The 23,534-nt window shown below is 69.1% G+C and carries 18 protein-coding genes and 1 pseudogene; 4 read left to right on the forward strand and 15 right to left on the reverse strand.

What is annotated here, in order from left to right:
- Positions 1 to 45: 45 nt before the first annotated feature.
- From der to ABD115_RS12575, 3 genes are read right to left on the reverse strand one after another with little or no spacing between them, the layout of a single operon-like run.
- A complete protein-coding gene (der, locus tag ABD115_RS12565; RefSeq protein WP_382388956.1) occupies positions 46 to 1,608 on the reverse strand; it encodes a ribosome biogenesis GTPase Der in 1,563 nt (520 codons plus the stop codon).
- A complete protein-coding gene (gene cmk, locus ABD115_RS12570) occupies positions 1,608 to 2,381 on the reverse strand; it encodes a (d)CMP kinase (RefSeq protein ID WP_382388958.1) in 774 nt (257 codons plus the stop codon). The genes der and cmk overlap by 1 nt, the downstream gene beginning before the upstream one ends.
- Positions 2,366 to 3,454: a prephenate dehydrogenase gene (locus ABD115_RS12575; protein WP_343961336.1), complete on the reverse strand. Its 1,089-nt coding sequence runs from the start codon at positions 3,452 to 3,454 to the stop codon at positions 2,366 to 2,368. The genes cmk and ABD115_RS12575 overlap by 16 nt, the downstream gene beginning before the upstream one ends.
- A gap of 215 nt (positions 3,455 to 3,669) precedes the next feature.
- On the opposite strand from ABD115_RS12575, the gene ABD115_RS12580 reads away from it, so the two are divergent.
- Positions 3,670 to 5,820 carry a choice-of-anchor Q domain-containing protein gene (locus tag ABD115_RS12580; protein WP_343961338.1) on the forward strand — a complete coding sequence of 717 codons (2,151 nt, stop codon included), beginning with the start codon at positions 3,670 to 3,672 and terminating at the stop codon, positions 5,818 to 5,820.
- A 150-nt stretch (positions 5,821 to 5,970) separates the two neighbouring features.
- Here ABD115_RS12580 and ABD115_RS12585 read toward each other — a convergent pair whose 3' ends face one another.
- A complete protein-coding gene (locus ABD115_RS12585; protein ID WP_343961403.1) occupies positions 5,971 to 6,429 on the reverse strand; it encodes an Lrp/AsnC family transcriptional regulator in 459 nt (152 codons plus the stop codon).
- Between the two features lie 449 nt (positions 6,430 to 6,878).
- Between ABD115_RS12585 and ABD115_RS12590 the strand changes: the two genes are divergently transcribed.
- Both ABD115_RS12590 and ABD115_RS12595 read left to right on the forward strand, forming a co-directional pair.
- Positions 6,879 to 8,162: an MFS transporter gene (locus ABD115_RS12590; protein WP_343961340.1), complete on the forward strand. Its 1,284-nt coding sequence runs from the start codon at positions 6,879 to 6,881 to the stop codon at positions 8,160 to 8,162.
- A gap of 291 nt (positions 8,163 to 8,453) precedes the next feature.
- On the forward strand, positions 8,454 to 8,945 hold the full coding sequence (locus ABD115_RS12595; RefSeq protein ID WP_343961342.1) for a PACE efflux transporter: 492 nt from the start codon (positions 8,454 to 8,456) through the stop codon (positions 8,943 to 8,945).
- A 255-nt stretch (positions 8,946 to 9,200) separates the two neighbouring features.
- Here the strand turns inward: ABD115_RS12595 and ABD115_RS12600 are convergent, their stop codons facing one another.
- Positions 9,201 to 10,127 (reverse strand): LysR family transcriptional regulator, encoded by a 927-nt coding sequence (locus ABD115_RS12600; RefSeq protein ID WP_343961344.1) that lies wholly within the window; start codon positions 10,125 to 10,127, stop codon positions 9,201 to 9,203.
- 91 nt (positions 10,128 to 10,218) lie between these two features.
- Between ABD115_RS12600 and ABD115_RS12605 the strand changes: the two genes are divergently transcribed.
- Positions 10,219 to 11,475 (forward strand): YeiH family protein, encoded by a 1,257-nt coding sequence (locus tag ABD115_RS12605; protein WP_343961346.1) that lies wholly within the window; start codon positions 10,219 to 10,221, stop codon positions 11,473 to 11,475.
- Between the two features lie 943 nt (positions 11,476 to 12,418).
- Here ABD115_RS12605 and ABD115_RS12610 read toward each other — a convergent pair.
- From ABD115_RS12610 to ABD115_RS12655, 10 genes and pseudogenes are all read right to left on the reverse strand, one after another.
- A pseudogene (locus ABD115_RS12610) lies at positions 12,419 to 13,237 on the reverse strand (pseudouridine synthase); the annotation flags it as partial.
- Positions 13,238 to 13,322: 85 nt separating this feature from the next.
- The gene (gene scpB, locus ABD115_RS12615) at positions 13,323 to 13,997 is read right to left on the reverse strand and encodes an SMC-Scp complex subunit ScpB (protein ID WP_343961347.1); all 675 of its coding nucleotides are present in this window, start codon (positions 13,995 to 13,997) and stop codon (positions 13,323 to 13,325) included.
- Positions 13,990 to 14,808 (reverse strand): segregation and condensation protein A, encoded by an 819-nt coding sequence (locus ABD115_RS12620; protein ID WP_343961350.1) that lies wholly within the window; start codon positions 14,806 to 14,808, stop codon positions 13,990 to 13,992. The genes scpB and ABD115_RS12620 overlap by 8 nt, the downstream gene beginning before the upstream one ends.
- Positions 14,809 to 14,818: 10 nt before the next feature.
- Positions 14,819 to 15,673 (reverse strand): ParA family protein, encoded by an 855-nt coding sequence (locus tag ABD115_RS12625; RefSeq protein WP_343961353.1) that lies wholly within the window; start codon positions 15,671 to 15,673, stop codon positions 14,819 to 14,821.
- Positions 15,674 to 15,750: 77 nt separating this feature from the next.
- A complete protein-coding gene (locus tag ABD115_RS12630) occupies positions 15,751 to 16,857 on the reverse strand; it encodes a site-specific tyrosine recombinase XerD (protein WP_343961355.1) in 1,107 nt (368 codons plus the stop codon).
- 4 nt (positions 16,858 to 16,861) lie between these two features.
- A complete protein-coding gene (locus ABD115_RS12635; protein WP_343961357.1) occupies positions 16,862 to 17,521 on the reverse strand; it encodes an NUDIX domain-containing protein in 660 nt (219 codons plus the stop codon).
- A 6-nt stretch (positions 17,522 to 17,527) separates the two neighbouring features.
- Positions 17,528 to 19,222 carry a CTP synthase gene (gene pyrG, locus ABD115_RS12640; RefSeq protein WP_343961359.1) on the reverse strand — a complete coding sequence of 565 codons (1,695 nt, stop codon included), beginning with the start codon at positions 19,220 to 19,222 and terminating at the stop codon, positions 17,528 to 17,530.
- A gap of 45 nt (positions 19,223 to 19,267) precedes the next feature.
- On the reverse strand, positions 19,268 to 20,521 hold the full coding sequence (locus ABD115_RS12645; RefSeq protein WP_343961362.1) for an AI-2E family transporter: 1,254 nt from the start codon (positions 20,519 to 20,521) through the stop codon (positions 19,268 to 19,270).
- A 341-nt stretch (positions 20,522 to 20,862) separates the two neighbouring features.
- Positions 20,863 to 22,548, reverse strand: a complete 1,686-nt coding sequence (recN, locus tag ABD115_RS12650; protein ID WP_343961365.1) for a DNA repair protein RecN — start codon at positions 22,546 to 22,548, stop codon at positions 20,863 to 20,865.
- On the reverse strand, positions 22,545 to 23,531 hold the full coding sequence (locus ABD115_RS12655) for an NAD kinase (protein ID WP_343961406.1): 987 nt from the start codon (positions 23,529 to 23,531) through the stop codon (positions 22,545 to 22,547). The genes recN and ABD115_RS12655 overlap by 4 nt, the downstream gene beginning before the upstream one ends.
- Positions 23,532 to 23,534: the final 3 nt, after the last annotated feature.

The following is a 23,534-nucleotide window of genomic DNA, read 5'->3' on the forward strand; positions in this document are numbered from 1 at the left end:
GCAGAAATGCGGCGGGCGCTGGTGGGGCGTTCGCGACACAACCGACTAGCGGCGCTCGCGCCGTTCGCGGATGCGCATGTTGAGCTGAATGGGGGTGCCCTCGAACCCGTAGGTCTCGCGCAGGCGGCGCTGAATGAAGCGGCGGTAGCCGGGATCAAGGAAGCCCGAGACGAACAAGACGAACGTCGGCGGGCGGTTCTGCACCTGCGTGCCGAACAGCACGCGCGGCTGCTTGCCGCCGCGCAGCGGGTGCGGGTGCTCCTGCACGAGCTCGGCGAGGAACGCGTTGAACTTCGCCGTCGGGATACGCGTATCCCACGACTCGAGCGCTGCCTCGAGGGCGGGCACGAGCTTTTCGAGGTGACGGCCGGTGCGCGCCGAGATGTTCACGCGCGGCGCCCAGTCGACGTGCGCGAGATCTTGCTCGATCTCACGCTCGAGATACTTGCGACGCTCGTCGTCAAGCATGTCCCACTTGTTGAACGCGAGCACGAGCGCGCGGCCCGACTCGAGCACGAGGTCGATGATGCGCAGATCTTGGTCGCTGATCTCCTGCGTCACGTCGATGAGCACGACTGCCACCTCGGCCTTTTCGAGCGCCGCTGAGGTGCGCAGCGTCGCGTAGAAGTCGGCGCCCTTCTGCAGGTGCACGCGGCGGCGAATGCCCGCGGTGTCGACGAACGTCCACACGCGCCCGGCGATCTCGACCTGCTCGTCGACGGGGTCGCGGGTGGTGCCGGCGAGCTCGTTCACGACGACGCGCTCCTCGCCAGCGGCCTTGTTCAAGAGGCTCGACTTGCCGACGTTCGGGCGGCCGAGCAGCGCGACGCGGCGGGGGCCGGCGAGCTTCGGCTGCGCGACGGCAGACACTTCGGGCAGCACCTTCATGACATCGTCGAGGAGGTCGGCGACGCCGCGCCCGTGGAGTGCGGAGACGGCGCGGGGCTCGCCAAGGCCGAGCGACCAGAGCGCCGCGACCTCGGGGTCTTGCACCGAATCGTCGACCTTGTTAGCGACGAGGAAGACCGGCTTGTTCGAGCGGCGCAGCAGCTGCACGACGCGCTCGTCGGTTGCGGTCGCGCCGACGCGCGAGTCGACGACGAACAGCACAACGTCGCAGAGTTCGATCGCGACCTCGGCCTGCAGCGCGACGGAGCGGTCAATACCGCGCGCGTCGGGCTCCCAGCCACCGGTGTCTACGAGCGAGAAGCGCCTGTCGTTCCAGATCGCCGGGTAGGTCACGCGGTCGCGCGTCACGCCGGGAATGTCCTCGACGACCGCCTCGCGGCGGCCGAGAATGCGGTTCACGAGCGCCGACTTGCCAACGTTCGGGCGGCCGACGATTGCGACGACGGGGAACGCTTCGAGGCTCGGCTCGGCAAAGCCGATGAACTCCCCGTCGGCGGTGAGGATGTCGCGGTCGTCTTCCTCGAGCTCGAACGCGTCGAGCGTCGAGCGCATCGCCCGCAGCCGCTCCTCGTCGGTCACATTCCCGTCAAAGTCGCCCTCGAACTCGCCGTCGGCCAGCTCATCACCGAGGTCTTCCCCGCCCGAGATAATCTCGCTCGGGTCGATCTTCGACAGATCAAATTCTTGTTCTTCGTTCATCATCGTTCCTTGTCGTTCGATGGGCCGGCCCCTCGGGCCTTGTCGACGGTGTCGATCACAGCTTGGATCGACTGCCCAAAGTTCATGTCGCTCGTGTCGATGAGCGTGACCCCCGCGGCCGGGTTGAGAAAGTCGACGACCGCGGCGTCTTTGGCGTCGCGCGCGGTGATGTCGGCGAGCACCTGCTCGAGGCTCTCCCCGTCGAGCTCGCCGGCGCGGCGCGCCGCGCGCACCTCGGGTGACGCGGTCATGAGAATTCGCACGGGGGCGTCGGGCGCCACGACGGTGGTGATGTCGCGCCCCTCGATGACGACTCCCGGCAGCCCGGAGGCCGCGACGATGTCGCGAAACATGTTGTTGAGGCGCACGCGCACGGCGGCGTGCTTCGACACGCGGCTCACCTGACCCGAGATCTCGGGGGTGCGGATCACGGCCGAGACGTCAAACGCCTCGGTGCCCCCCGGCAGTGTCACCTGCACCCGCTGCTCGCCGCGGAGCGTGATCGCGTAGGCCCAGCCGTCGAGCATCGCGCTGACGGCATCCTCGGAGTCGAGGTCGACTGCCGCCTCGCGGCACGCCCACGCGAGCGCGCGGTAGGCGGCGCCGGTGTCGAGGATCCCGAACCCCAGTTGCTCAGCCGCGGCGCGGGAGACGCTCGACTTGCCGCTGCCGGCAGGCCCGTCGATCGCGACGAGAATCGGTTCGCTCGTCGACGGCGTGGCACCTGTCGACGTTTCGTCGGTCAGTGTTGCATCTGTCACAGCGTTCTCCATCCGCGCTCGGCCAGGTCGGCGACCGCGCGTTCCGCGGCCTCGGGCACCACGGCGATCTCCGCGAACCCGATTTGCGCGCCCGGCGAGTGTTCGAGGCGCAAGTCTTCCATGTTAATACCGAGTTCTCCGAGTTCGGTGAGCAGCCGGCCGAGTTCGCCCGGCGTATCGTCGATGAGCACAGTGATGGTGATGAAACGCTCTGACGAACCGTGCTTGCCGGGGATCCGCCCGACGCCGCGATTGCCGGCTGCCAGCAGATCGGCCACGCGCCGCTTCGCGCCGGGCGCATCGGTGTCGCGCAGCGCCTGAGTGAAGCTCGTCACGTCGCCCGCGAAGGCCTCGAGCAGTTCGATCACCGGCTCCCGGTTCGCCCCGAGAATCTGCACCCACAGCTCGGGGTCACTCGAAGCGATGCGCGTCGTGTCGCGCAGCCCCGCGCCGGCGAGCCCGATGGCCTGCTCTGTCGCCGGCACAAGCCTGGCCGCGAGCAGGCTCGAAACGACCTGCGGCAGGTGCGACACGAGGCCGACCGAGCGATCGTGCTCCTCGGGCGTCATCTCGGTGAGCACGCCGCCGAGGTCGAGTGCGATCGCCTCGACGAGCGCGAGCGCCTCGGCCGGGGTGTCGCGGTCGCGGCAGATCACCCAGGGGCGCGCCGTGAAGAGATCTGCGCGCGCCATGATCGCGCCACCCCGCTCGCGCCCGGCCATGGGGTGCGAACCGACGTAGTTCTTGAGCGACACACCGCGCCGCAGCAGCTCGAGATAGGGGGCGAGCTTTACGCTCGCGACGTCGGTGACGACGGCGCCGGGAAACTCGGTGAGCGCGCGCTCGACCGCGTCGGCCACCACGTCTGGCGGTGTGGCGACGACGACGACGGTCGGCTCGGGGTCTGCTGCGTCGCGAATGCGCCCGGCCCCGTAGTCTGCGGCGAGCGCGACGGCCGTCGGCGAGAGGTCTTCGAGCGTGACGTCGACCCCGCGTTCGCGCAGCCCCAGCCCGACGCTCGCACCGAGCAGGCCCGCGCCGAGAATATGCACGGTACCGCGGACGCGGGATTCAAGTTCGTTCATCGAGGGTGGGTTCTCCGTTCGGGCGCTGCGGGCGCGATGCGTGCGCCTGGAGATGAAACTCCCTTGATTTTAGCGGGTTTTTCGGGCCTTCGGCTGCGCCTGGCGGCTGGGGCGCAGCGTTGCGATGCCCGTCGCCCCTCCCGCGCTGTTCCCGGGCGCGTCGAACGCGTATGCTGAGGGAGGAATTTCATAGGTGATGTTTGCTGGGGGCAACGATGATGACTTCTCTTGGGGCGCGATTTGGCGCGCTCGCGACCGCGCTACTGGTTGGAGGGTCGCTCGTCGCGGCCACACCTGCGCTTGCCGTAGCCGACGCGGAGGCGACTATCGTCGTCACCTCAGAGGCAAACGACGGGCCCGGCTCGCTGCGCGAGGCGTTCGACACCGCGAATGCGAGCCCGGAGACGGCGACGACCATCACCTTCGCACCTGCCGTGCGCACGGTGACGATATCGCAGGTCCTGCTGTCTGTGGTGCCGCTCACGATTCGCGGCAACGGCCAAGACCAGACAGAGATCAGGCTTGAGACGACCGGGCCGGAGTGGGTTCCGGCCCTCCTCGGCTTCCAGGAGGCCGCTGTCGAACTCAGCGGGCTCACGCTCACGGGCACCGGCAACGGCAACGGTTCTGCCGGGCTTATCGTCGTCGGCGATGATGGTGACCTCGCCGGTGCCAGCTCCGTCAGCGACACCACCATTCAGGGTTTTGACGGTGCCGGGGTCACGCTCGAGGGGTTCACAAACCACTCCTTCACGATGACCTCGTCGACGCTCACCGGCAACAGCATCGGTCTCGACGCGTGGGGCATGAGGGAGTCTGCGCTGACCGTGCGCGACTCGGTGATCTCCGACAGCACCGAACCTGGCCTGGAGCTCAGCTACTTCCGCCCTGGCGCGACGGGCCAGGCCACGATTGAGCGCGTGCAGTTTGTCGGCAACGGGGAGCTCGCCGAAGACGGTTGGGGGCCGAGCGCGGGCGGAATCGTGTTCTCCGCCGATCTTGACGGTGTTCCCGCAGACGTGTCGCCGCTGCGCGTGATCGACAGCGTGTTCACCGACAACACCGGCCGCACGGCAGGCGCGATCGAGTACCAGCCGTCGTGGGCCGAGCGGGCTGCCGACGCAGCCCCGTTGGTGCTCGTGAGCGGCACAACGTTCGCCGGCAATGTCGGCGGCGCGACTCAGGACGGCCCGTATGCTGGAGCCTCCGCGATTCTCATCGCCTCCCCGCCGATGCTTCGTGCAGCAGACCCGGTCGAGGAGAGCGATGATGAGCGCCTTGACCTCGTGCTGCGCATAGAGAACAGCACCTTCGACGGCGGCACGGCTGCCGCTGCCGGGATGTCGAGCGCCCTGCTTGCTGATGGCTACGGGAACAACCGGGTCGAGCTCGACCAGATCACCGCGGTCAACTCCACAATCGAACTCGTCGGCCGCGGGGGCGGAGACGACGTCACGATCAGTCGGTCGGTTATTGATTCGGCTTGGAAAGATCCGTTCGCGTTCAACACCGAAGAAGAGGTGACGCCCGCCCTCGTGAACGTCACGGACTCGGTGTTCACTCGGCCAAGCGCGAACGTCGATGTGACCGCGGGCGGCTCGCGCGTGCTCCCGCTCGCAGAGCTCGAGCTCGGCCCGCTCGCAGACAATGGCGGCCCGACGCCGACGATGCTGCCGGGCCTCACGTCGCCGCTCGTTGACGCGGTCACGGTGCCGGGTACGCTGACAACCGATCAGCGCGGCCTGCCCCGCCCCGTGAACGGCGCAGCCGATATCGGCGCGGTCGAGGTGCAGGAGCAGCCGACGGCAGTCGAGTCGACAGTGTCTGTCGTCGCCGATGTGAAGGTCGCCAACGGCGAGACTGCGGTCTTCAGCGTCGAGCGCAGCGCGGCCGCCGGCCTCGCCGAAGCTTCGGCAGGCCGCGCCACCGGCAGCGCTGATGCGGCACCGCTTCCCGCAGTCACGGTGAAGATCAGCACGGCAGACGGTTCGGCCGTCGCTGGCACCGACTACACCGCGACCGAGCAGACCCTCAGCTGGGATGAGGGCGAGACAGGGCCACAGAACTTCGCCGTTTCGACCGCGAAGCGCGAGGGCCCGCTGAAGGAGCGCACGTTCACCGTCACCCTGAGCGACGCGAGCGAGCACCTCACCATCGAGCGGGCAACCGCGACCGGCACCCTGCCGGCGATCGATGCCGCCACCGACGTCCCCTCGGTGAAGCCTCCGACCAAGGGCGACCCGAACACCGTTGCTGAGACCGGCGGCTCAGGCCCGCAGCCGTGGCTCATCGCGGCAGTGTTGGCCGTGCTCGCCGGGGCCGGCGTGCTGATCGCCCGTCGTACGTCGCGCGCGACGCGCAGCTAGCGACGCCCCACAGCGCTCAACGCAGTGGCTCGGCCCGATTCACCGGGGCCGAGCCACTGCGTTTTGTATCGCCGTGATTTCTGTCGCCGCATTTTCGATCGCCGCGTTTTGTGTCGCTACGTTTTGTGTCGCTGCTGCGGCGCTGTCACGCTACTCGGCGAGCAACCCCGTGACGCGGTACGGAATGACCTGCCGCAGAAACAGGCTCGTCGAGGTGCGCATGATGCCGGGGCACAGGCGAATCTCCTCACTCACCCGGTAGAGATCGTCTGGGTCGCGCGCCACGACGCGCAGCAGCAGATCGGTGTCGCCAGCGGGGGCGAAGCACTCGAGCACCTCAGGGATGCTGGCAAGCGCCCCGATCGCTTCTTGAATGAGGTGCTGGTCGAGCTCGACCTGCACCATCGCCGCTACCGGGCGACCGAAGGCCGCGGGTTTCACCCGCGAGCTGTGCGGCCTGAACACGTCTGCGGCCTGCATGCGGTCGAGCCGGGCCTGCACGGTGCCACGCGCCAGCCCGAGATTATGGGCAATCATCGCCACCGGCATGCGCCCGTCTTCGTCGAGCTGCCCGAGAATCTTACGATCCGTCGCATCGACGGCGTACATTTCGCTCACTTCGCGCCTCCTTGCTTGCGCCCCACTATACAGATTGCCTAGCTAAAGCGCAGCCTATTGCGCGAATCTTGCACCCTGCGGTTGAATGCCTGTGAGGGCGGCCACCATCGCCTTTGCAGCCAGCTCCCCGCACACCACCGGGGCGCAGTCAGCAAACGTCTACCACCCCCAGATATTTGCGCCCCATTTCGGCGGCACGCTGCTCGCCGCCGCACACACTCGTTTCGCCCTCTGCGCCAGCCACCACCGGCGCAGGGGGCGCGCTGCGTTTCTGGCCCAGACCGCTCCTCGCGCGCCGATTTGCACAAACCCACGAGGTGAGTTTGAATGCTGCTCGGGGAACGGCAACCACACCACTCCCCGCACCGCTGCTGGCCACACCCGGCACCCGCAGCACGGCACGCGATCACCACCCCGGTCGCCAGTACGAAAGCACCACGTTGAGCACCACCCATGCCCTCGCGCACCCCGGCAGCGCGCCCGTCTCCCTGCGGCGCCCCCGACTCCGCGCGACCCTCACGATCGTCAGTCTTTTCGGCCTGCTCACCGCGGTCAATCTCCCCACGGCACTCTTTCCGATCATCGGCGATCGGCTGAGCGTCGACGCCTTCGGCATCACCATCGCCTTCGCGAGCTACGTGCTGAGTCTGCTCGTCGGCCTCGTCCTGTTTCGCCGCTTCACGGAGCGCGCCAACAGGCGCACGGTCTTCATCAGCGCGCTCGCGGTGACGTCGGTCGCCACGCTCGGCCTTGCGCTCGCGCCGACGCTCGCCTGGTTCTGCCTTGCCCGCGCTGCACAGGGCCTCGCGATCGCGGCCGCAACGGGAACGGGTTCGAGCGCGCTGCGCGTGCTGCTCCCCGGCCGCCCGAGCCTGAGCGGCAGGCTCACCCTGCTCGCAACCTCGGGCGGGGTTGCGGCCGGGCCGATCCTCGGCGGCGTACTCTCGCTCTTCGGCACGCCCACCCAGACCCCCTTCTTCGTCTGGGCGCTCGTGCTCGCGGCGCTCATTCCAGTGGTGCTGCTCATCGCGCCGCACCCCGAGTGCCGCCCGGTGCGACGGCCGGCTCGCCCGGTTGCTGCCGGAGTCGCCGCCGGCAGCCCAGACGGGGCTGCACTTCCCCTGACCGCGACGCAGCAGCTCGCACTGCCAGAGGCCGTTGCCGCGTCTGTTCCGGTGATCCGCCTCGCCGCGCTCGTCGGCTTTGTGAGCTTCGCGTTTCTCGGCTTCTGTCTCTCGCTCGCGCCCGGCCACTTCGCGGAGCTCTTTCACGCCACCTCGCGGCCCATGCTCGGGCTGCTCGCGTCACTCGCACTGCTCGCCTCGGCCTGCGCCCAGCTCTTCCCGATTCGCGGGCGGTGGGCCGCGCCCCTCGCACTCACGGCCTTTGCCGCTGGCGTTCTCATGCTCGGGCTCGCCACGGCGCTCGAAAGCCCCGTGCTCACCGTCATCGCCTGCCTCGGCGCGGGGGCGGGGCAGGGAGTCGCGTTCCAGCAGGTGTTCGGTGCGGCCGTCTCGGCGGTTCCAACTGAGCGGCACGCGGCAACGGTGAACACCATCTACGCCGTAACCTACATCGGCAGCACCCTACCGGTGCTGGGCCTTGGCGTCGCGGCAACCGCGTTCGGGCTGACCCCCTCGGTCATCGCCTTTAGCCTTGCGCTCGCCGTTGCGTGCGGCGCACTCGCGTTCGCCGCGGCGCGTGCGGCCAGGCGCGCGGGCTAGCGCTACCGAGCCCCTAGACAGGCGAGAGACCCAGGCGAAGGCGTTCTGGAGCGCTGCGGGCATCATCGGCGCCGCCGCCATCGAAACCCCGGCACCCCGGCCCCTCACGAGCGCATCGCAGAGAGCTTTCTCGACGCCTAGGGGCCCAAGGCGCATTTTGCAACTCATTCCATTGCGTTAGCGAGTTGTAGCAACGGATTTCGTTGATGCATACTCAAATCACGTTGCAATCCGCAATTCGGAGGTGCGGCCACGCCAAGGCCCCTCCGCAACGAATCTTTCGCTTCTGGAGTGATACCCGTGACCGGCCAAGGCCACCACGATCTGTTAATAGAGCCCGCAGCCGCAGCCCCGCGGTTCGACCTGCGCCCCGTCACACGCCGCATCATCTATGTCGGCGGCTACGAAGCACTCAGCGTGCTGTTCACGGTCTTCGTGCTCAACGGGCTGCTCGGCCACGGGGGCGGCCAGGCGACCCTCACCGCGGTGCTGCTGTCGACCACCGCCACGATCTGGAACTACGCCTGGAACACCCTCTTCGAACGCGCCGAGCGCCGCTTCGGCTGGGCGGGCCGCGGCGTGCTCGTGCGCCTCGGCCACGCGTTCGGCTACGAGGGCGGCGTACTTGTGTTCACCGTGCCGCTCGTCGCCTTCATGCTCGGCGTGAGCCTGCTCGATGCCCTCGCGATCGAGGCCAGCCTGCTCGTCTTCTTCCTCGTGTTCACCTACGTCTACTCGTGGGCCTTCGACAAGGTCGTCGGGCTACCAGAGTCGGCGCGCTAAGCGCCCGGGCACTTTTTCGGCGCCCTCGCAGCACTCCCGCCACAGCCCGAGGCGACACTGAGTCCAGCCTGCTTCGAGGCGCGCCTCGCGCACAGGGCCGCCGAGGGCCTCAAGCGCGTCAGGGGCGATATCGCTCAGAGCAACCTTCTCGTGCCCCACCGTCGCCCCCCCCTGTTTGACCCTCAGATGATTTAGACATCACAGCAGTCACTACAGCGAGAGTTTTGGCCCCTCAACGAACGGGCGGCTGCGCGGCTACCGCTCGCCGCCACCCCCGGCGGCGCTCGCGAGCAGCTTCGCCTCGGCCAGCAGGGCTTGTGCCTCAGCCGTCGGGGCGGGCCCGCGCCACAGCGCCGACAACGGGCGGGTGACGACGAGGCCCGCAATTTCGGCCCGCGCAAGCCGCCCATTTCGCACGTCGTCGCGCACCGCGAGTACGCTCAGGGCGCCAGGCGCCATGCCCGCCATCACCGCGCTGCGCGCTCCGAGGGTCGTGTTGTGAACCGCAGCCGGATCCGCCACCAGAGGGTAGCCCGCCGCCGCGAGCGCCTGCTCGAACGCGAGCCGCGTCCCGCTCCCCTGCTCGCGAAGCACCATCGGCGTCGCAGCGATCTCCGCCGGGCTCACTGTGCGCCCGGCCCACGGGTGGTTCACCGAGACGACAACCTCGATCCGGTCAAAGCCGACGGTCAGGGCGGTGAGATCTGCAGGCACGTCTGGTGTCTCGACGAGCCCGAGATCCACCTCCCCCGCTCGAAGCGCCGCGATGACTGCCGCGCTGTTGGTCGCGGTGAGAGTGGCCACTGCGCCGCTCGCACCCTGCGACCTGCGCCACTTCGCGATCCACCCCGGCAGCAGGTGCTCGGCGATCGTGAGGCTCGCCGCGATTCGCAGGCTACCGGCCCGCCCAGCCAGCAGATCTGCAACGCCAGATTCAAACGCAGTCGCCGCTTCGAGCACGGGGCGCGCCCACCCGACGACGAGCTCGCCGGCCTCGGTGAGCTTGGAGCCCCGAGCCGATCGCACGAGCAGGGGCACACCGAACTCTTGCTCGAGGGAGCGCACCCGCAACGACACCGCCTGCTGGCTCAGGCCAAGCTCCGAGCTCGCCGCAGAGATGCTGCCGGTCGTCGCAATCAGGGTGAGCGCGCGCAACGCCCTGAGGTCTGGCTCACGTTCCATGTGCCCCCGTTTCCTTGCCACAAGGATAGCTTGTGGGCCGCTCGGGTATTGACCCTACTGCAGCCCCGCGCTCGAGAGGAAGATGTTTGGTGTGAACGATTCAGTCTCCAACCCTGCGACGAGCACCCCCTCCCCAACGCCAGACCATGCGACAGCGGCAGCCGCAGCAGCTCCGACTCCGAGCTCAGGCGCTGCCGGCCGCACGCGCCTCGCGGCATGGGCGCGCAGCGTTGGCCCGGGCCTGCTCATCTGCCTCGCCGCGGCGGGCGCGTCGTACGCCATCGGTGCCGCGCTGCCCGGTGTGAGCCCGATGATCATCGCAATTGCACTTGGCATCGTCGCCGCGAACACCGGAATCATGCCAGCAGCGGCAGCACCCGGGGTCGCGTTCTCTGCGAAGAAGCTGCTGCGCGCCGGCATCGTGTTTCTCGGCCTGCAGCTCGTGCTCGGCGACATCGTCGCGCTCGGCGCACCGATGCTGCTCGTGATCGTGTGCGTCGTCGCCGGCGGGCTGCTTGGCACCCTCGCCCTCGGCAAGCTGCTGCGCGTGCCGACGCAGCTCACTCTGCTCATCGCGTGCGGCTTCTCGATCTGTGGTGCTGCGGCGGTCGCGGGAGCCGCCGGCGTGACCGACCCCGACGATGAGCACGAGCAGCACACCGTCACCGCGGTCGCGCTCGTGGTGATCTTCGGCACGCTGATGATTCCGCTCGTGCCGCTCGCCGCACCCCTCATCGGGCTGTCGCACGACCAGGCCGGCATGTGGGCCGGCGCTTCGATCCACGAGATCGCCCAGGTCGTTGCCGTCGGCGGGATCCTCGGCGGCTCTGCCTTCACACTCGCCGTCGTGGTGAAGCTCGCGCGGGTACTATTGCTGGCGCCGCTCATGGCGGTGCTGAGCGTTCGCATTCGGCGGGCGGCCTCCGCCGCGGCTGCAGCTGCAGGTGCAGGTGCAGGCGCAGGCGCAGGCGCAGGTGCAGGTGCAGGTGCAGGTGCAGGTGCAGGTGCAGCTGCGCGGGCCGAGGGGGGTCGGGCAGATTCCCCCGCTTCCGCCCTCGCCCCAGCGCACAGCGGCAGCCAGCCCAAACTGCCTCCCATCGTGCCGCTGTTTATCGTCGGGTTTCTCGCGATGGTGCTGCTGCGCTCATTCGTGCCGCTGCCCGACGGGGTGCTCGCGGCCGGTCAGCTGGCGCAGACCGTACTTCTCGCGGCGGCCATGTTCGGCCTCGGCTGCGGGGTGAAGGTGAAGAGTCTGCTCAAGGTCGGCTTTCGCCCGTTCGCGCTCGCTGCCCTCGCCACGCTGTTGGTGGCGGCGATCGCCTACGCCGGCGTGCTGCTCGCCGGCTGAGGCCTGCGGCTCGGGCACTTGGGCTTGCGGTGCGCGGGCGTGGGCGTGGGCGTGGGCGTGGGGCGCGGGCGCGCGGGCGCGCGACTGGCACCCGCGGCACGGTTTGCCCTGCGCGGGTGGCTGGCCACCGCGCGAACCCCACACTTGTCTCCGAGCACACCCCCTTGAACCCAGAAATAGGTGTAGGTCTCGGAGCCAACGCAAGGGTTCGCGGCGGCACGCGACCGTTAGGGCCGCGGCGGCAGGCGACCGTTGGGGCCGCGGCCTACCGGCCTGCGCGCCCGCGCCCGCCGCGGGTACCGCCGGAGCGGCCCCCCTGGCCCCCGCCGCCACGCGGGCCACCAGCTCGCGAGCCACCACCGCCGCCACCACCACGATGGTCACCGCCCCGGCGGCCATCGCGGTCACCGCGGAAATCACCACGCGACCCACCGCGAGACTCACCCCGAGACCCACGACGCGACTCTCCGCGGGGTTCCTCCCAGGGGTTATCTACCCAACCGCGTTCAAAGGTCTTGCCGTGACCGTCACTTGAACGCCCCCGGCCATCGCCGGAGCGCCCGCGCTGGTCGCCGCGCTGGTCGCCGCGCTGGTCGCCGTGCCGGTCACCGCGCCGGTCACCGCCAGCGCCCCCGCGAGAAGCGCCCCCGCGATCCTCATCCGCCTGCCAGCGCCCGGCATTCGGGTTGCCCCGCCCGGCATCCGCCTGACCCCGCCCGGCATCCGCCTGCCAGCGCCCGGCATCCGGGTTGCCCCGCCCGGCATTCGGGTTGCCGCGCGCGGCGATCCCGCGCATGCCCTTCGCGCCCCTGCCGTCGCCCGGTCGCCCGGCAGTGATCGGCCGGTTCTTGCCCCGGGCGCTGGCGTGTTTGTTCTTCCCGTCGGCCCCGCGCCCGCCGCTGCGGCTCGAGCCGCGGCTGCTGCCGGCAGAACCGCTGGCGCCCTCACCATCACCAACCGGGCCCGAGCTATCCCCTGACGACAGCAGCGCCCCGCGCTCGGCTGCAGACAGCTCGCGCAGCTCGCCGGCACGCAGCGTGCCAAGGTTCAGGGGGCCCAGCTGGCGCCGCACGAGCTCCTCGACCGGAAAGCCGACCGCGGCGAGGAAGCGCCGCACGATGCGGTTCTTGCCCGAGTGAATCGTGAGCTCGACGAGCGAGTGGGTCTTCGTTGAGCCGTTCGGCAGGAGCTTCGCGCGGTCGGCGCGCATCGGCCCGTCCTTGAGCTCAACGCCGTCGAGCAACTGCTGAATCACAGCGGGCGTCACGCGCCCTCGCACCTTCGCCACGTAGGTCTTCTCGACACCGTAGCTCGGGTGCGCGAGCTTGTGCGCGAGCTCGCCATCGTTCGTGAGAATGAGCAGGCCGCTCGTGTCGGTGTCGAGCCGCCCGACGTTGTAGAGCCGCTCCTCGACCCGGCTGGTGAACTCTCGCAGGTCGGGGCGCCCCTGCTCGTCGTTCATGGTCGAGACCACCCCGACGGGCTTGTTCAGCACGAAGTAGCGCTTCGACGAGTCGAGCTGCACGACGACACCGTCGACGCGCACCTCGTCGCGCTCAGGGTTGACGCGCGAGCCGAGCTCGCGCTGCTCCTCGCCGTTGACGGTGACCCGGCCGCTCGTGATGAGCGTCTCGCACGCACGGCGCGAGGCGACGCCCGCGTTCGCGAGCGCCTTCTGCAGGCGTACGGTACCTTCCTCGCCAGCGCGGTCGGCCTCGTTGGCGGAGGGGGTGACTGGGCGGTCCCAGCCCCACTCAGCCATGTCGATCTCGACGGCCTTGCCGTCGACGATGAACTGGCCGCCGATGTCGCCGCCGGGTTCGTCGCCGGCCCCTCGGTCGTTGTCGCTAGAGCGATTCATGGTCAAATCCTTCCGATCCATCGTCGAGTAGCGGCGCTACCGACGGAAGTTCACTGATGTCGCTGATGCCCAGGTGGGCAAGGAGCTGGTCGCTGGTGCCGTAGAGAATCGCGCCGGTCTCTGCGTCGTGCGCGACCTCTTCGACGAGGCCTCGGGCGAGGAGCGTGCGCACGACGGAGTCGACGTTCACGGCGCGGATAGAGGCGATCGCGCCACGCGAGACCGGCTGGCGGTAGGCGATGACGGCGAGTGTCTCGAGCGCCGCCTGCGAGAGCTTCGCTGGGGTCTGCTGCTGCACGAAATCCGCGACGACGGGGTCGAGGCTTTCGCGCACATAAAACCGATAGCCGCCGGCTACCTCGCGCAGTTCGAAACCGCGCGGGGCGGATCCGCGGGCACGGTCACCACCGCCCTCATAGTCGGCAATGAGCTCGGTCAAGGCCGCCCGAACCTCGCGCACCGGGCGGTCGCAAGCGGTCGCGAGGGCCACCGCGGACAGCGGCTCGTCGGCGACAATGAGCAGCGCCTCGAGCTGCTGCGACAGCGAGTGCGCCGCGCGCGCGGCCTGGAGCTCGCTTGCGGGGCCTGCGTCTGCCACATTCGTCACACGGGTGGAGCCCAGCGGCTCCCCTGTTGGAGCCCCGCTCGTATTCTCAGTCATAGTCACTACCTAGTGTCGAGAGTTCTTCGTCGTTCCAGTGCTCGCCAGACCACTGCACGCTGAGTTCGCCGAGCGGCTCCGCCTGCTCGAACAACACGGCGTCGCGCCGATACAGTTCGAGAATCGCAAGGAAGCGAGCAACGATGACGCCCTTCTCGGAAACGCCCGCGATGAGCTCGCGGAAGTTCATGGCAGGCCCGCCGCGCAGCATTGCGACGACGATCGCGGCCTGCTCGCGAATCGAGACGAGCGGGGCGTGCAGGTGGTCGAGCCCGACGGTCGGCAGCTCCCGCGGTGTGAATGCGAGCAGCGCGACGGCGGCAAAGTCTTCGAGCGACAGCGTCCACACGAGCTCGGGCCCGCGCTCGCGGTACTTCGGCTCGAGCGGCACCTGGCGGGGGTGCCGCTGTTCTTCGGCTGCGAGCCGCGCCCGAAACCACTCGCTCGCCTGCTTGAACGCGCGGTACTGCAGCAGCCGCGCAAACAAGAGGTCGCGCGCCTCGAGCAGCGCGATGTCTTCGGGGTCGACGACCTCGCCCTGCGGCAAGAGGCTCGCGATCTTCATATCGAGCAGCGTCGCCGCAACCACGAGAAATTCAGACGCCTGGTCGAGGGCGAGCAGCCCCTGCCCCTCGAGTGTCGCGAGGTACGAGATGAACTCGTCGGTGACGAGCGACAGCGACACCTCGGTGATATCGAGCTCGTGCTTGCCGATCAGCGTGAGCAACAGGTCGAACGGGCCGTCGAAGCCGTCGAGCGACACCCGGAAGCCCGAGCCGTCACCTGCGGCCTCAGTCTCGAGCCCCGTCATAACCGCTCGGTCAGGCAACCACGCCGCGCTGCACAAGCTCGCGGGCGAGCTTCAGGTAGGCCTCAGAGGCAGGGTTCGACGGCGCGTATTCAAGCACCGACTGCGCGGCGATCTGCGCGTCTGGCAGCTTCACGGTGCGACCGATAACCGTGTCGAACACGGAGTCGCCGAACGTGTCGACGACGCGTTCGAGCACCTCGCGCGCGTGCAGAGTGCGCGGGTCGTACATCGTCGCGAGAATGCCATCGAGTTCGAGCGAGGGGTTGAGCCGGTCGCGCACCTTGTCGATCGTTTCGACAAGCAGCGCGACACCGCGCAGCGCGAAGTACTCGCAGGCGAGCGGGATGAGCACGCCGTGGCTCGCGGTGAGCGCGTTCACGGTGAGCAGGCCAAGCGATGGCTGGCAGTCGATGAGGATCACGTCGTAGTCGTCGGCGACACGGCGCAGCACGCCGCCGAGAATCTGCTCGCGGGCGACCTCGCTGACGAGGTGCACCTCGGCCGCAGACAGGTCGATGTTTGCTGGGATCACGTCGAGACCGGGGGTGCCGGTGTGCTGGATCGCCTCGCGCGGATCTTTCAGCTTGCCGAGCATGAGGTCGTAGATCGTCGGCACGTCGTGGGCCGGCACGCCGAGCCCTGCAGACAGCGCGCCCTGCGGGTCGAAGTCGACCGCGAGCACGCGGCGGCCGTAGCGCGCGAGCGCGGCCGCGAGGTTGATCGTCGACGTTGTCTTGCCGACGCCGCCCTTCTGGTTACACATCGCGATGATGCGCGCTGGCCCGTGCCGATCGAGCGTCTTGGGCGCGGGAATCACGCGCTCCGGGCGCCCTGTCGGCCCCAGCTCAACCTGCTTTTTCGCCACTCCAGCTTCCTTCCTTCGCTATCGCCCTATCCTACCGGGCCGCGGCAGGGTCGTGCGGTGTGTGAGACGCCTGAGCCCTACTTCGCCCGGGGGTGGGCGTTCACGTAGTGCTCGCGCAGCGTGTCAGCGGTGACCTGCGTGTAGATCTGCGTGGTCGTGACCGAGGAGTGCCCGAGCAGCTCCTGCACGGCGCGCACGTCGGCGCCGCCGGCGAGCAGGTGCGTCGCGAACGAGTGCCTGAGGGTGTGCGGCGAGATCTCCTGCGTAAGCTCCGCCTTCTCGGCCGCCGCGCGAATCACGAGCCAGGCGGTCTGCCGCGACAGCCTGGCACCGCGGGGCCCGAGGAACAGCGCGGGCGAGCCGGTGCCGCGGGCGGCGAACTGCGGTCTCGCGCGAACGAGGTAGGCGGCGAGCGCGCGCCCGGCGTAGCTACCGTAGGGCACGATCCGTGTCTTCGCGCCCTTGCCGGTGACGCGCAGCAGCCCGCCGTCGCCGAGCGTGCCCTCGGGGTCGCCCCACACGTCGCCTGAGCCGCCGCCCGAGCCGGTGGCCGCGAACAGGTCGTCGAGGTCGATCGCCGCGACCTCGCTCACGCGGGCGCCGGTCGCGTAGAGCAGTTCGAGGAGCGCCCTGTCTCTGAGCGAGACCGGGTCGTCGCCGCTCACAGCGCCGAGCAGCGCCTCGACGTCTTCGAGCGGCAGCGCCTTGGGTAGCCGCTGCCCCTTCTTCGGGGTGCGCACGCCTCGGCCGGCGTTCTCGGCGAGCAGCCCCTCGTCGTAGAGAAAGCGGTGCAGCCCGCGCACGGTCGACACCATGCGGGTGATCGACGCCGCGGAATAGGCCGGCACCGGTTCGGTGGGCGCGGGTTCAGCGGGTTCGGGATCCGCCAGTTCAGGATCCGCCACCGCGCGACCCGCCACCGCGCGACCCGCCGCCGCACGATCAGCCGCCGCACGATCTGCCGCCTCGCGGCCCGCGGGCAAACGCACGGCCCCCGCGAGCTCGGCAACGTAGCCCGAGAGCGTCTGCGGGGTCACCGCGGCGAGATCGGCGATGCCGCTCGCCGCGAGCCACTCGGTGTACTTCGCGAAGTCGCGCCGGTAGGCCGCCATGCTGTTGTCGCTGAGCCCTCGCTCAATGCTCAGGTGCCTGAGGTATCGCGCGATCGCCTGCCCCGGCTCCATTGCCCTACTTCGATCGTTCGCCGCGCACGAGCTCGCGCGCGGGCCAGGCGAGGTGTGGATCGCGCAGCGACGCCCAGCCGCCGGCCTTCGAAGCCGCGGCGGCGAGCACCGCCCCGACGGTGAGGCCGTTCGCGACGCGACCCTCGAGCACGGCAGCGACAGCGTCCTCGAGCGGAATCCACACTGGCGCGATCTCGGCCTCCTCGCCCTCGCGCACGAAGTCGTGCACTGCGGGCGACAGCCCGCGCGCGAGGAACACGCGGATCGCCTCGCTCGAACCGCCGGGGCTCAAAAACATTTCGAGGAGGAGCGACCAGTGCTCGGCCTGCAGGTCAGCCTCTTCCGCGAGCTCGCGCTTGGCGCCTGGCAGCCCGCCCTCGCCCGCAACGTCCATGAGGCCGGCAGGGATCTCCCAGTCGCGGTGCGCGATCGGGTGGCGGTACTGCTGAAACATGAGCACGCGGTCGTCGTCATCGAGCGCAAGCACCGCGACCGCGCCGGGGTGATCCATGAAGTCGCGCTCGAGCGTTTGGCCGCCGAATTCGAAGCTGTCGCGCCTGATATCCCAGACGTGACCGGCCACGAGTTCCCGGCTCCCGAACACGCGCACATCGGTCGCGGGCTCGTCGGCGATTGGGGGCTCGTGGCCGGTCGCGTTCGACACCTGGGGTTACTCCGCCGCGGTTTCTTCAACCTCGAACAGGCTCGCAGCCTCACGGCGCTCGATTGCAGCGCCCGCAAGCCCCGCGAACAGCGGGTGCGGCTTGCCGGGGCGCGAGCGCAGCTCGGGGTGCGCCTGGGTGGCGATGTAGTACGGGTGCACCGTGCGGGGCAGCTCGACGTACTCGACGAGGCCGCCGTCTGGGCTGAGGCCAGAGAACGAGAGGCCAGCCTTCGCGATCTCGTCGCGGTATTCGTTGTTCACCTCGTAGCGGTGGCGGTGGCGCTCGCTCGCGGTGTCAGCCCCGTAGACCTCTGCCGCGAGGGAGCCCTCAGCGAGCTTCGCCTCGTAGAGCCCGAGGCGCATGGTGCCGCCCAGGTCGCCGCCGTCGATAATGTCGACCTGCTCGGCCATCGTCGCGATGACCGGAACCGGGGTCTCGGGGTCGAACTCGGTCGACGATGCGCCCTCGAGCCCCGCGACGTTGCGCGCGTACTCGATGACCATGCACTGGAGGCCCAGGCAGATGCCAAGGGTCGGGATGCCGTTCTCACGGGCGAAGCGGAGCGCGCCGAGTTTGCCCTCGATGCCGCGAATGCCGAAGCCGCCAGGCACGCAGATCGCGTGCAGGTGCGACAGGTGCTCGCGTGCGCCCTCGGGCGTCTCGCACGAGTCAGACGGAATCCACTCGATGTTCACCTTCGTCGAGTGCGCGAAGCCGCCGGCGCGCAGCGCCTCGGTGACCGAGAGGTAGGCGTCTGGCAGGTCAATGTACTTGCCGACGAGGCCGATCGTGACCTCACCCTTCGGGTTGTGCACCGCGTCGAGCACGGGGCGCCAGCCGGTCCAGTCGACGTCGGTGACGCGGTCGGTGAGCTGCAGGTGGTCGACGATCGTCTGGTCGAGGCCCTGCGAGTTCAACAGCTGCGGCAGGTCGTAGATGCTCTTCACGTCGATCGCGTTGACGACCGCGCTCTCCTCGACGTCGCACATGAGCGCGATCTTGCGGAGGTTGTCGCCCGTGACCGGGCGATCCGAGCGCAGCACGAGGGCGTCGGGCTGAATGCCGATCGAGCGCAGCTGCGCGACCGAGTGCTGGGTCGGCTTCGTCTTCTGCTCGCCCGAGGCGCCCATGAACGGCACGAGCGAGACGTGCACGAAGATGACGTTCTTGCGGCCGAGCTCGTGGCGCACCTGGCGCGCCGACTCGAGGAACGGCTGCGACTCGATGTCGCCGACGGTGCCACCGATCTCGGTGATGATGACGTCGGGCTGCGGATCCTGCTCGGCCTGCAGCCGCATGCGGCGCTTGATCTCGTTCGTGATGTGCGGGATGACCTGCACGGTTGCCCCGAGGTAGTCGCCGCGGCGCTCCTTCTGAATGACCTCCGAGTAGATCTGCCCGGTCGTCACGTTCGCCGCCTGCGACAGGTTAATGCCGAGGAAGCGCTCGTAGTGCCCGATGTCGAGGTCGGTCTCGGCGCCGTCGTCAGTGACAAAGACCTCGCCGTGCTCGAACGGGTTCATCGTTCCCGGGTCGACGTTCAGGTAGGGGTCGAGCTTCTGCATGACAACATGCAGGCCGCGTGCGGTAAGAAGATTACCGAGACTCGCGGCTGTCAACCCCTTGCCGAGCGAGGAAACAACCCCACCGGTCACGAAGATGTGCTTGGTTGTTTTAGTCTGATCCGCGTTTACTCCCACGGGCTTCAATCCTATCACTTCTTGGGCCGAGTTGACAGCGGGGCGTTAGCGGGCATCTTGGCGCGGGATCCACACCTGTTTGATGATCATGAGCACAGCCGCCGTCACCGGAATCGCGATCAGGGCGCCGAGCAGGCCGAGCAGTGTGCCGCCTGCGAGGGCGCCGATCACCACGAGCGAACCGGGCACCGAGACGACACGGTTCATGATCTTCGGGGTGAGCAGGTACGACTCGAGCTGCATGTAGATGAGGTAGTAGATCGCGGCGACGAGCGCGGTGATCGGCGAGTTGAACAGCGCGATCGCAGAGACCAGCACCGTCGCGAGCACCGAGCCGATGAGCGGAATGAGCGCGAGCAAGAACACACCGACCGCGACGAGGCCGGCAAACGGCACCCCGACGATCGTCATCATGATGAAGCCGAGCGTCGCGTTCACGAGCGCGAGCACGACCATGCCGTTCACGTAGCCACCAACCGACTTCGTCACCTGCTCAGTGATGTCGATGACCTTCGCGCGGCCCGAGCGCGGCACGACCGAGTAGAAGCCGCGCTTGATGGTGCGCAGCGATGAGAGGAAGTAGAGCGACAGGATGAGCACGATGAGCCCGGCTGTCAGGCCGTTCGCTATGCCAAGGCCCGCCTGCCACACGCCGCCGGCGACCGAGGCCCAGTTCGAGGGCTTGCCGATGAAGTCTTGCCCCATCTTCAGCAGCGCGTTGAAGTCGACGAACTCCCCGAAGCGCTCGTTGATGTCTTTGTACCACTGCTCACTCGTGAGGTTTCGCACGATCTCGGGTGCGCTCGACACGAGCTGCGCGATCTGGTTGCCAATCATCGGGATGACGATCGCGAGAATGCCGCCGATGATGAGAATGAACCCGACGAACACGATGCCGATGCCGAGGGCGCGCTTCACGCCGTGGCGTTCGAGCCAGCGCACTACGGGGTCGAGGCCGAGGGCGATGAACAGCGCAGCGACAACGTACATGAGAATCGTCGACAGCTGGCCGATCATGTCGCCGAACACGAGCGCGACGAGCACGCCGAGGGTGACAGTAAAGCCGAGGGCGAACGGCTTGCCGATGGTGAACTCGCGGTGCGGGTTCTCACGCGCCTCTTCTTGCGCGTCTTGCGCGGCCTCACGGGCGTCGCGGTACATTTCGCGCACCTCGGCGTCCATCTGCGTGGTGTCGGCGTGGAGCACCAGCTCGTGCTCCTCTGGCTTCGGGGCCTGAGGCGCACTTGTTGCTGCGGCCTGGGGCTTCTTGCCGAACCCTATGGACTTGAATATCGCCATGCTGCGAGCGTAGCAGCGGCAGGCCACTCAGGGCGAGGCATTCGACCCTCACCCTGCCCGTGGGGCGCGGGCGCGGGCTGTGCCGGGCTGCGCGGGCCGCGCCGGGCTGTGCGGGCCGTGCCGGGCTGTGCGGGCCGTGCCGGTTCGCCCCTCACCCACTTTTGTGCGAGTCACCATGCAAATGCGCGTGTTTTGGGTGGTGACTCGCGCAAAAGATGGTGACGGACGGGGCGCGAGCGGGCGAGGCCGGTCAGGGCGGCCGGGCCGGGCGGGCGCGAGCGGGCGCCCGGGAGACCGGGTGGGGCCAGGGGCCCGGGGCCAGGGGCCAGGGGCCAGGGGCCCTAGGCTCCCAGCTCGAGCAGCTCGGCCGCGTGGTCGAGCGCGCTCTCCGAGGTATCGAGCCCAGAGAGCAGCCGAGCCATCTCGGCGAGCCTGGCCTCGCCCTCGAGGCGCTGGCAGCTCGACTGGGTGAAGCCGCCGCTGGAGTCTTTCACCACCCGCAGGTGGTTCGTGGCGAAGGCGGCGACCTGCGCGAGGTGGGTGACGACGATGACCTGCGAGGTGCGCGAGAGCTGCTTGAGCCTGCGCCCAATCTCGATCGCAGCTGCACCGCCCACGCCGGCGTCGACCTCATCGAACACAAAGGTCGGTACCGGGTCGGCCCCGGCGAGCACGACCTCGAGCGCGAGCATCACGCGTGAGAGTTCGCCGCCCGAGGCGCTCTTGGCGATCTGCCGTGGCGTGGCCCCGGGGTGCGGCGCGAGCAGAAACTGAATCTCGTCTGCGCCCGAGCCAGTCAGCGTGTCGACCTGGGTCACCGTGGCGACGAAGCGGGCATCGGGGAGCGCGAGTTCGCGCAGTTCAGCGCTGACTGCCTCGCCGAGTCGCTCGGCCGCCGCGGCACGCAGCTCGGTGAGCTGCACGGCAAGCTGGCGCTCGCGATCGCGCAGCTCAGCAACGCTCGCCTCGAGCCCGCCAAGGGCCTCGTCGTCACCGTCGAGCTCGAGCAGCGCCCGCGAGGCAGTCTCGGCGTGGGCGAGCACCTCTTCGCTCGAGGCGCCGTAGAACCGAAACAGCGCGGTCAGCTGTGCGAGCCGCTCGTTGGCCCGGGCGAGCTCGCCCGGGCCCTCCTCGTCGAGGTCGTTCGCGTAGGCAGCGAGCTCTTTCGCGGCGTCAGAGATCTGAAAGCTCACCGAGCGCAGCTGCTCGGTGACGGCGGCGATGCGCGGGTCAAGGTCGGCAACCCGTTCGAGGTCTTGCACGGCGAGATCGACGAGACCGCCGGCATCGCGCTGCATCGGGTCGTCAGATTCGCTCGCGAGCGCCTCGCCGGCGCCCACTGCGGCCGCCCGCAGCCCCTCGACGTTGCCAAGCAGCTCAATGCGCGAGGTGAGCTCTATTTCTTCCCCGGCAATCGGATCCACCGCGGCGATCTCATCGAGCTCGGCCCGCAGCTTCGCCGCCTCTGCCGCGCGCGAGTCTCGCGTCTCGGTCAGTGTGGTGAAGCGCGCCTCGGCCGCCGCGCGCGCCGCGTGCACGCCGCGGTACTCGGAGAGCACTGCGGCGAGCGCCTCACCGCCGAAGCGGTCGAGGGTGTCGCGCTGCGCGGCCTGCGATTTCAGCCTGAGCTGCTCCGACTGCCCGTGCACCGCGAACAGCAGCTCAGACAGCCTGCCGAGCGCACCGACGGGAGCGTTTGCCCCACCGACGGCAGCGCGGCTGCGCCCCTCGGCGCTGACCGTGCGGCTCATCACGAGGTCGCCCTCTTCGATGTCGCCGCCGAGATCCTCGACGATGTCGCGCACCGCGGCGGAGTCGGTGCGCACGATGCCGCTCACGCGCGCCTGCTGGGTGCCGAGCCGCACCGCCCCGGCGTCGGAGCGCTCGCCCATCAGTAGCCCGAGCGCGCTCACCACCATCGTCTTGCCGGCGCCGGTCTCGCCCGTGATCGCGGTGAAGCCAGGCCCCAGCGGCAGCGTCGCGTCGGCGATCACCCCGAGGTCTCGAATACGCAGTTCCTCGATCATGCCGCGCCCCCCTCACGCTCGTCGCGCCCGCCGGGCTCGGCCCCCTCGGCCCGCTCGGCCCGCTCGGCCCGCTCGCGCCGCACGGAGCCTGGCCGGCCGTTGCCTGCCCGATCGCCACGCCAGCCCGTGACCGGAAGATCAAATTTGCGCACGAGTCGCTCAGAGAACGGCGCCTCGTTCAGCCGCGCGATTCGCACAGTCTCGGTCGAGCGCCGCACGGTCACGACCGAGCCGGCGGGCAGCTCTGTGCGGCGACGGCCGTCGCACCACATCACCCCCGGGCCGATGTTCTCGGGGAGAATGCGCACGGTGAGCTCTGAGTCGGGGCCGGCAACGAGGGGCTTGTTGAAGAGCGCGTGCGCCGCGATCGGCACCATCAGCAGCGCCTGCACCGATGGCCACACGATCGGGCCGCCAGCCGAAAAGGCGTAGGCCGTCGACCCGGTCGGCGTGGCGAGCACGACGCCGTCGCACGCGAACACCGAGACGGGGTGGTCGTCGATGCCGACCGACACCTCGAGCATGCGTCGCCGCTTCTCGACGGTTGCCTCGTTGAGCGCCCAGGTCTCGGCGAGCACTTCGCCGTCGAGCTTGGCACGCACGTCGAGCGTCAGGCGCTCGTCGACGGTGTAATTGCCAGCGAGCACCTGCTGCACCGTGAAGCCGAGGTCGAAGCTCTCCATCTCGGCGAGGAAGCCGACGTGGCCGAGGTTCACCCCAACGATGGGGCACGCGGAGCCGTGCAGCATTTCGGCCGCGCGCAGAATCGTGCCGTCGCCGCCGAGCACGAAGGCTGCCTCCAACTGGCTGAGCGGCACCTCGGCACCAAGCACTGCGGTGCGGCCGACGTCGACGTGGGGGGCGAACTCGGCGCGATCGGCAGCGCTGAGCACGGGCACAACGTTCGCTGCGATCAGCGCGTCAACGACCGCAGCGGTCGCCTCGATGGCCTCTGGCCGGTACGTGTGAGACACGATGAGCATGCA

It is taken from the genome of Leucobacter albus, assembly GCF_039528015.1.
In the GTDB taxonomy this organism is placed as follows: Bacteria; Actinomycetota; Actinomycetes; order Actinomycetales; family Microbacteriaceae; genus Leucobacter; species Leucobacter albus.

Bases quoted from the DNA above. Each gene is read 5' to 3' on its own strand.
- cmk (WP_382388958.1), bottom strand. From the start codon at position 2,381: ATGGAGAACGCTGTGACAGATGCAACACTGACCGACGAAACGTCGACA.
- ABD115_RS12580 (WP_343961338.1), top strand. From the start codon at position 3,670: ATGATGACTTCTCTTGGGGCGCGATTTGGCGCGCTCGCGACCGCGCTA.
- scpB (WP_343961347.1), bottom strand. From the start codon at position 13,997: ATGACTGAGAATACGAGCGGGGCTCCAACAGGGGAGCCGCTGGGCTCC.
- recN (WP_343961365.1), bottom strand. From the start codon at position 22,548: ATGATCGAGGAACTGCGTATTCGAGACCTCGGGGTGATCGCCGACGCG.
- der (WP_382388956.1), bottom strand. From the start codon at position 1,608: ATGAACGAAGAACAAGAATTTGATCTGTCGAAGATCGACCCGAGCGAG.
- ABD115_RS12645 (WP_343961362.1), bottom strand. From the start codon at position 20,521: ATGGCGATATTCAAGTCCATAGGGTTCGGCAAGAAGCCCCAGGCCGCA.
- ABD115_RS12655 (WP_343961406.1), bottom strand. From the start codon at position 23,531: ATGCTCATCGTGTCTCACACGTACCGGCCAGAGGCCATCGAGGCGACC.
- ABD115_RS12575 (WP_343961336.1), bottom strand. From the start codon at position 3,454: ATGAACGAACTTGAATCCCGCGTCCGCGGTACCGTGCATATTCTCGGC.
- ABD115_RS12630 (WP_343961355.1), bottom strand. From the start codon at position 16,857: ATGGAGCCGGGGCAGGCGATCGCGCGATACCTCAGGCACCTGAGCATT.
- ABD115_RS12585 (WP_343961403.1), bottom strand. From the start codon at position 6,429: ATGTACGCCGTCGATGCGACGGATCGTAAGATTCTCGGGCAGCTCGAC.
- ABD115_RS12620 (WP_343961350.1), bottom strand. From the start codon at position 14,808: ATGACGGGGCTCGAGACTGAGGCCGCAGGTGACGGCTCGGGCTTCCGG.
- ABD115_RS12600 (WP_343961344.1), bottom strand. From the start codon at position 10,127: ATGGAACGTGAGCCAGACCTCAGGGCGTTGCGCGCGCTCACCCTGATT.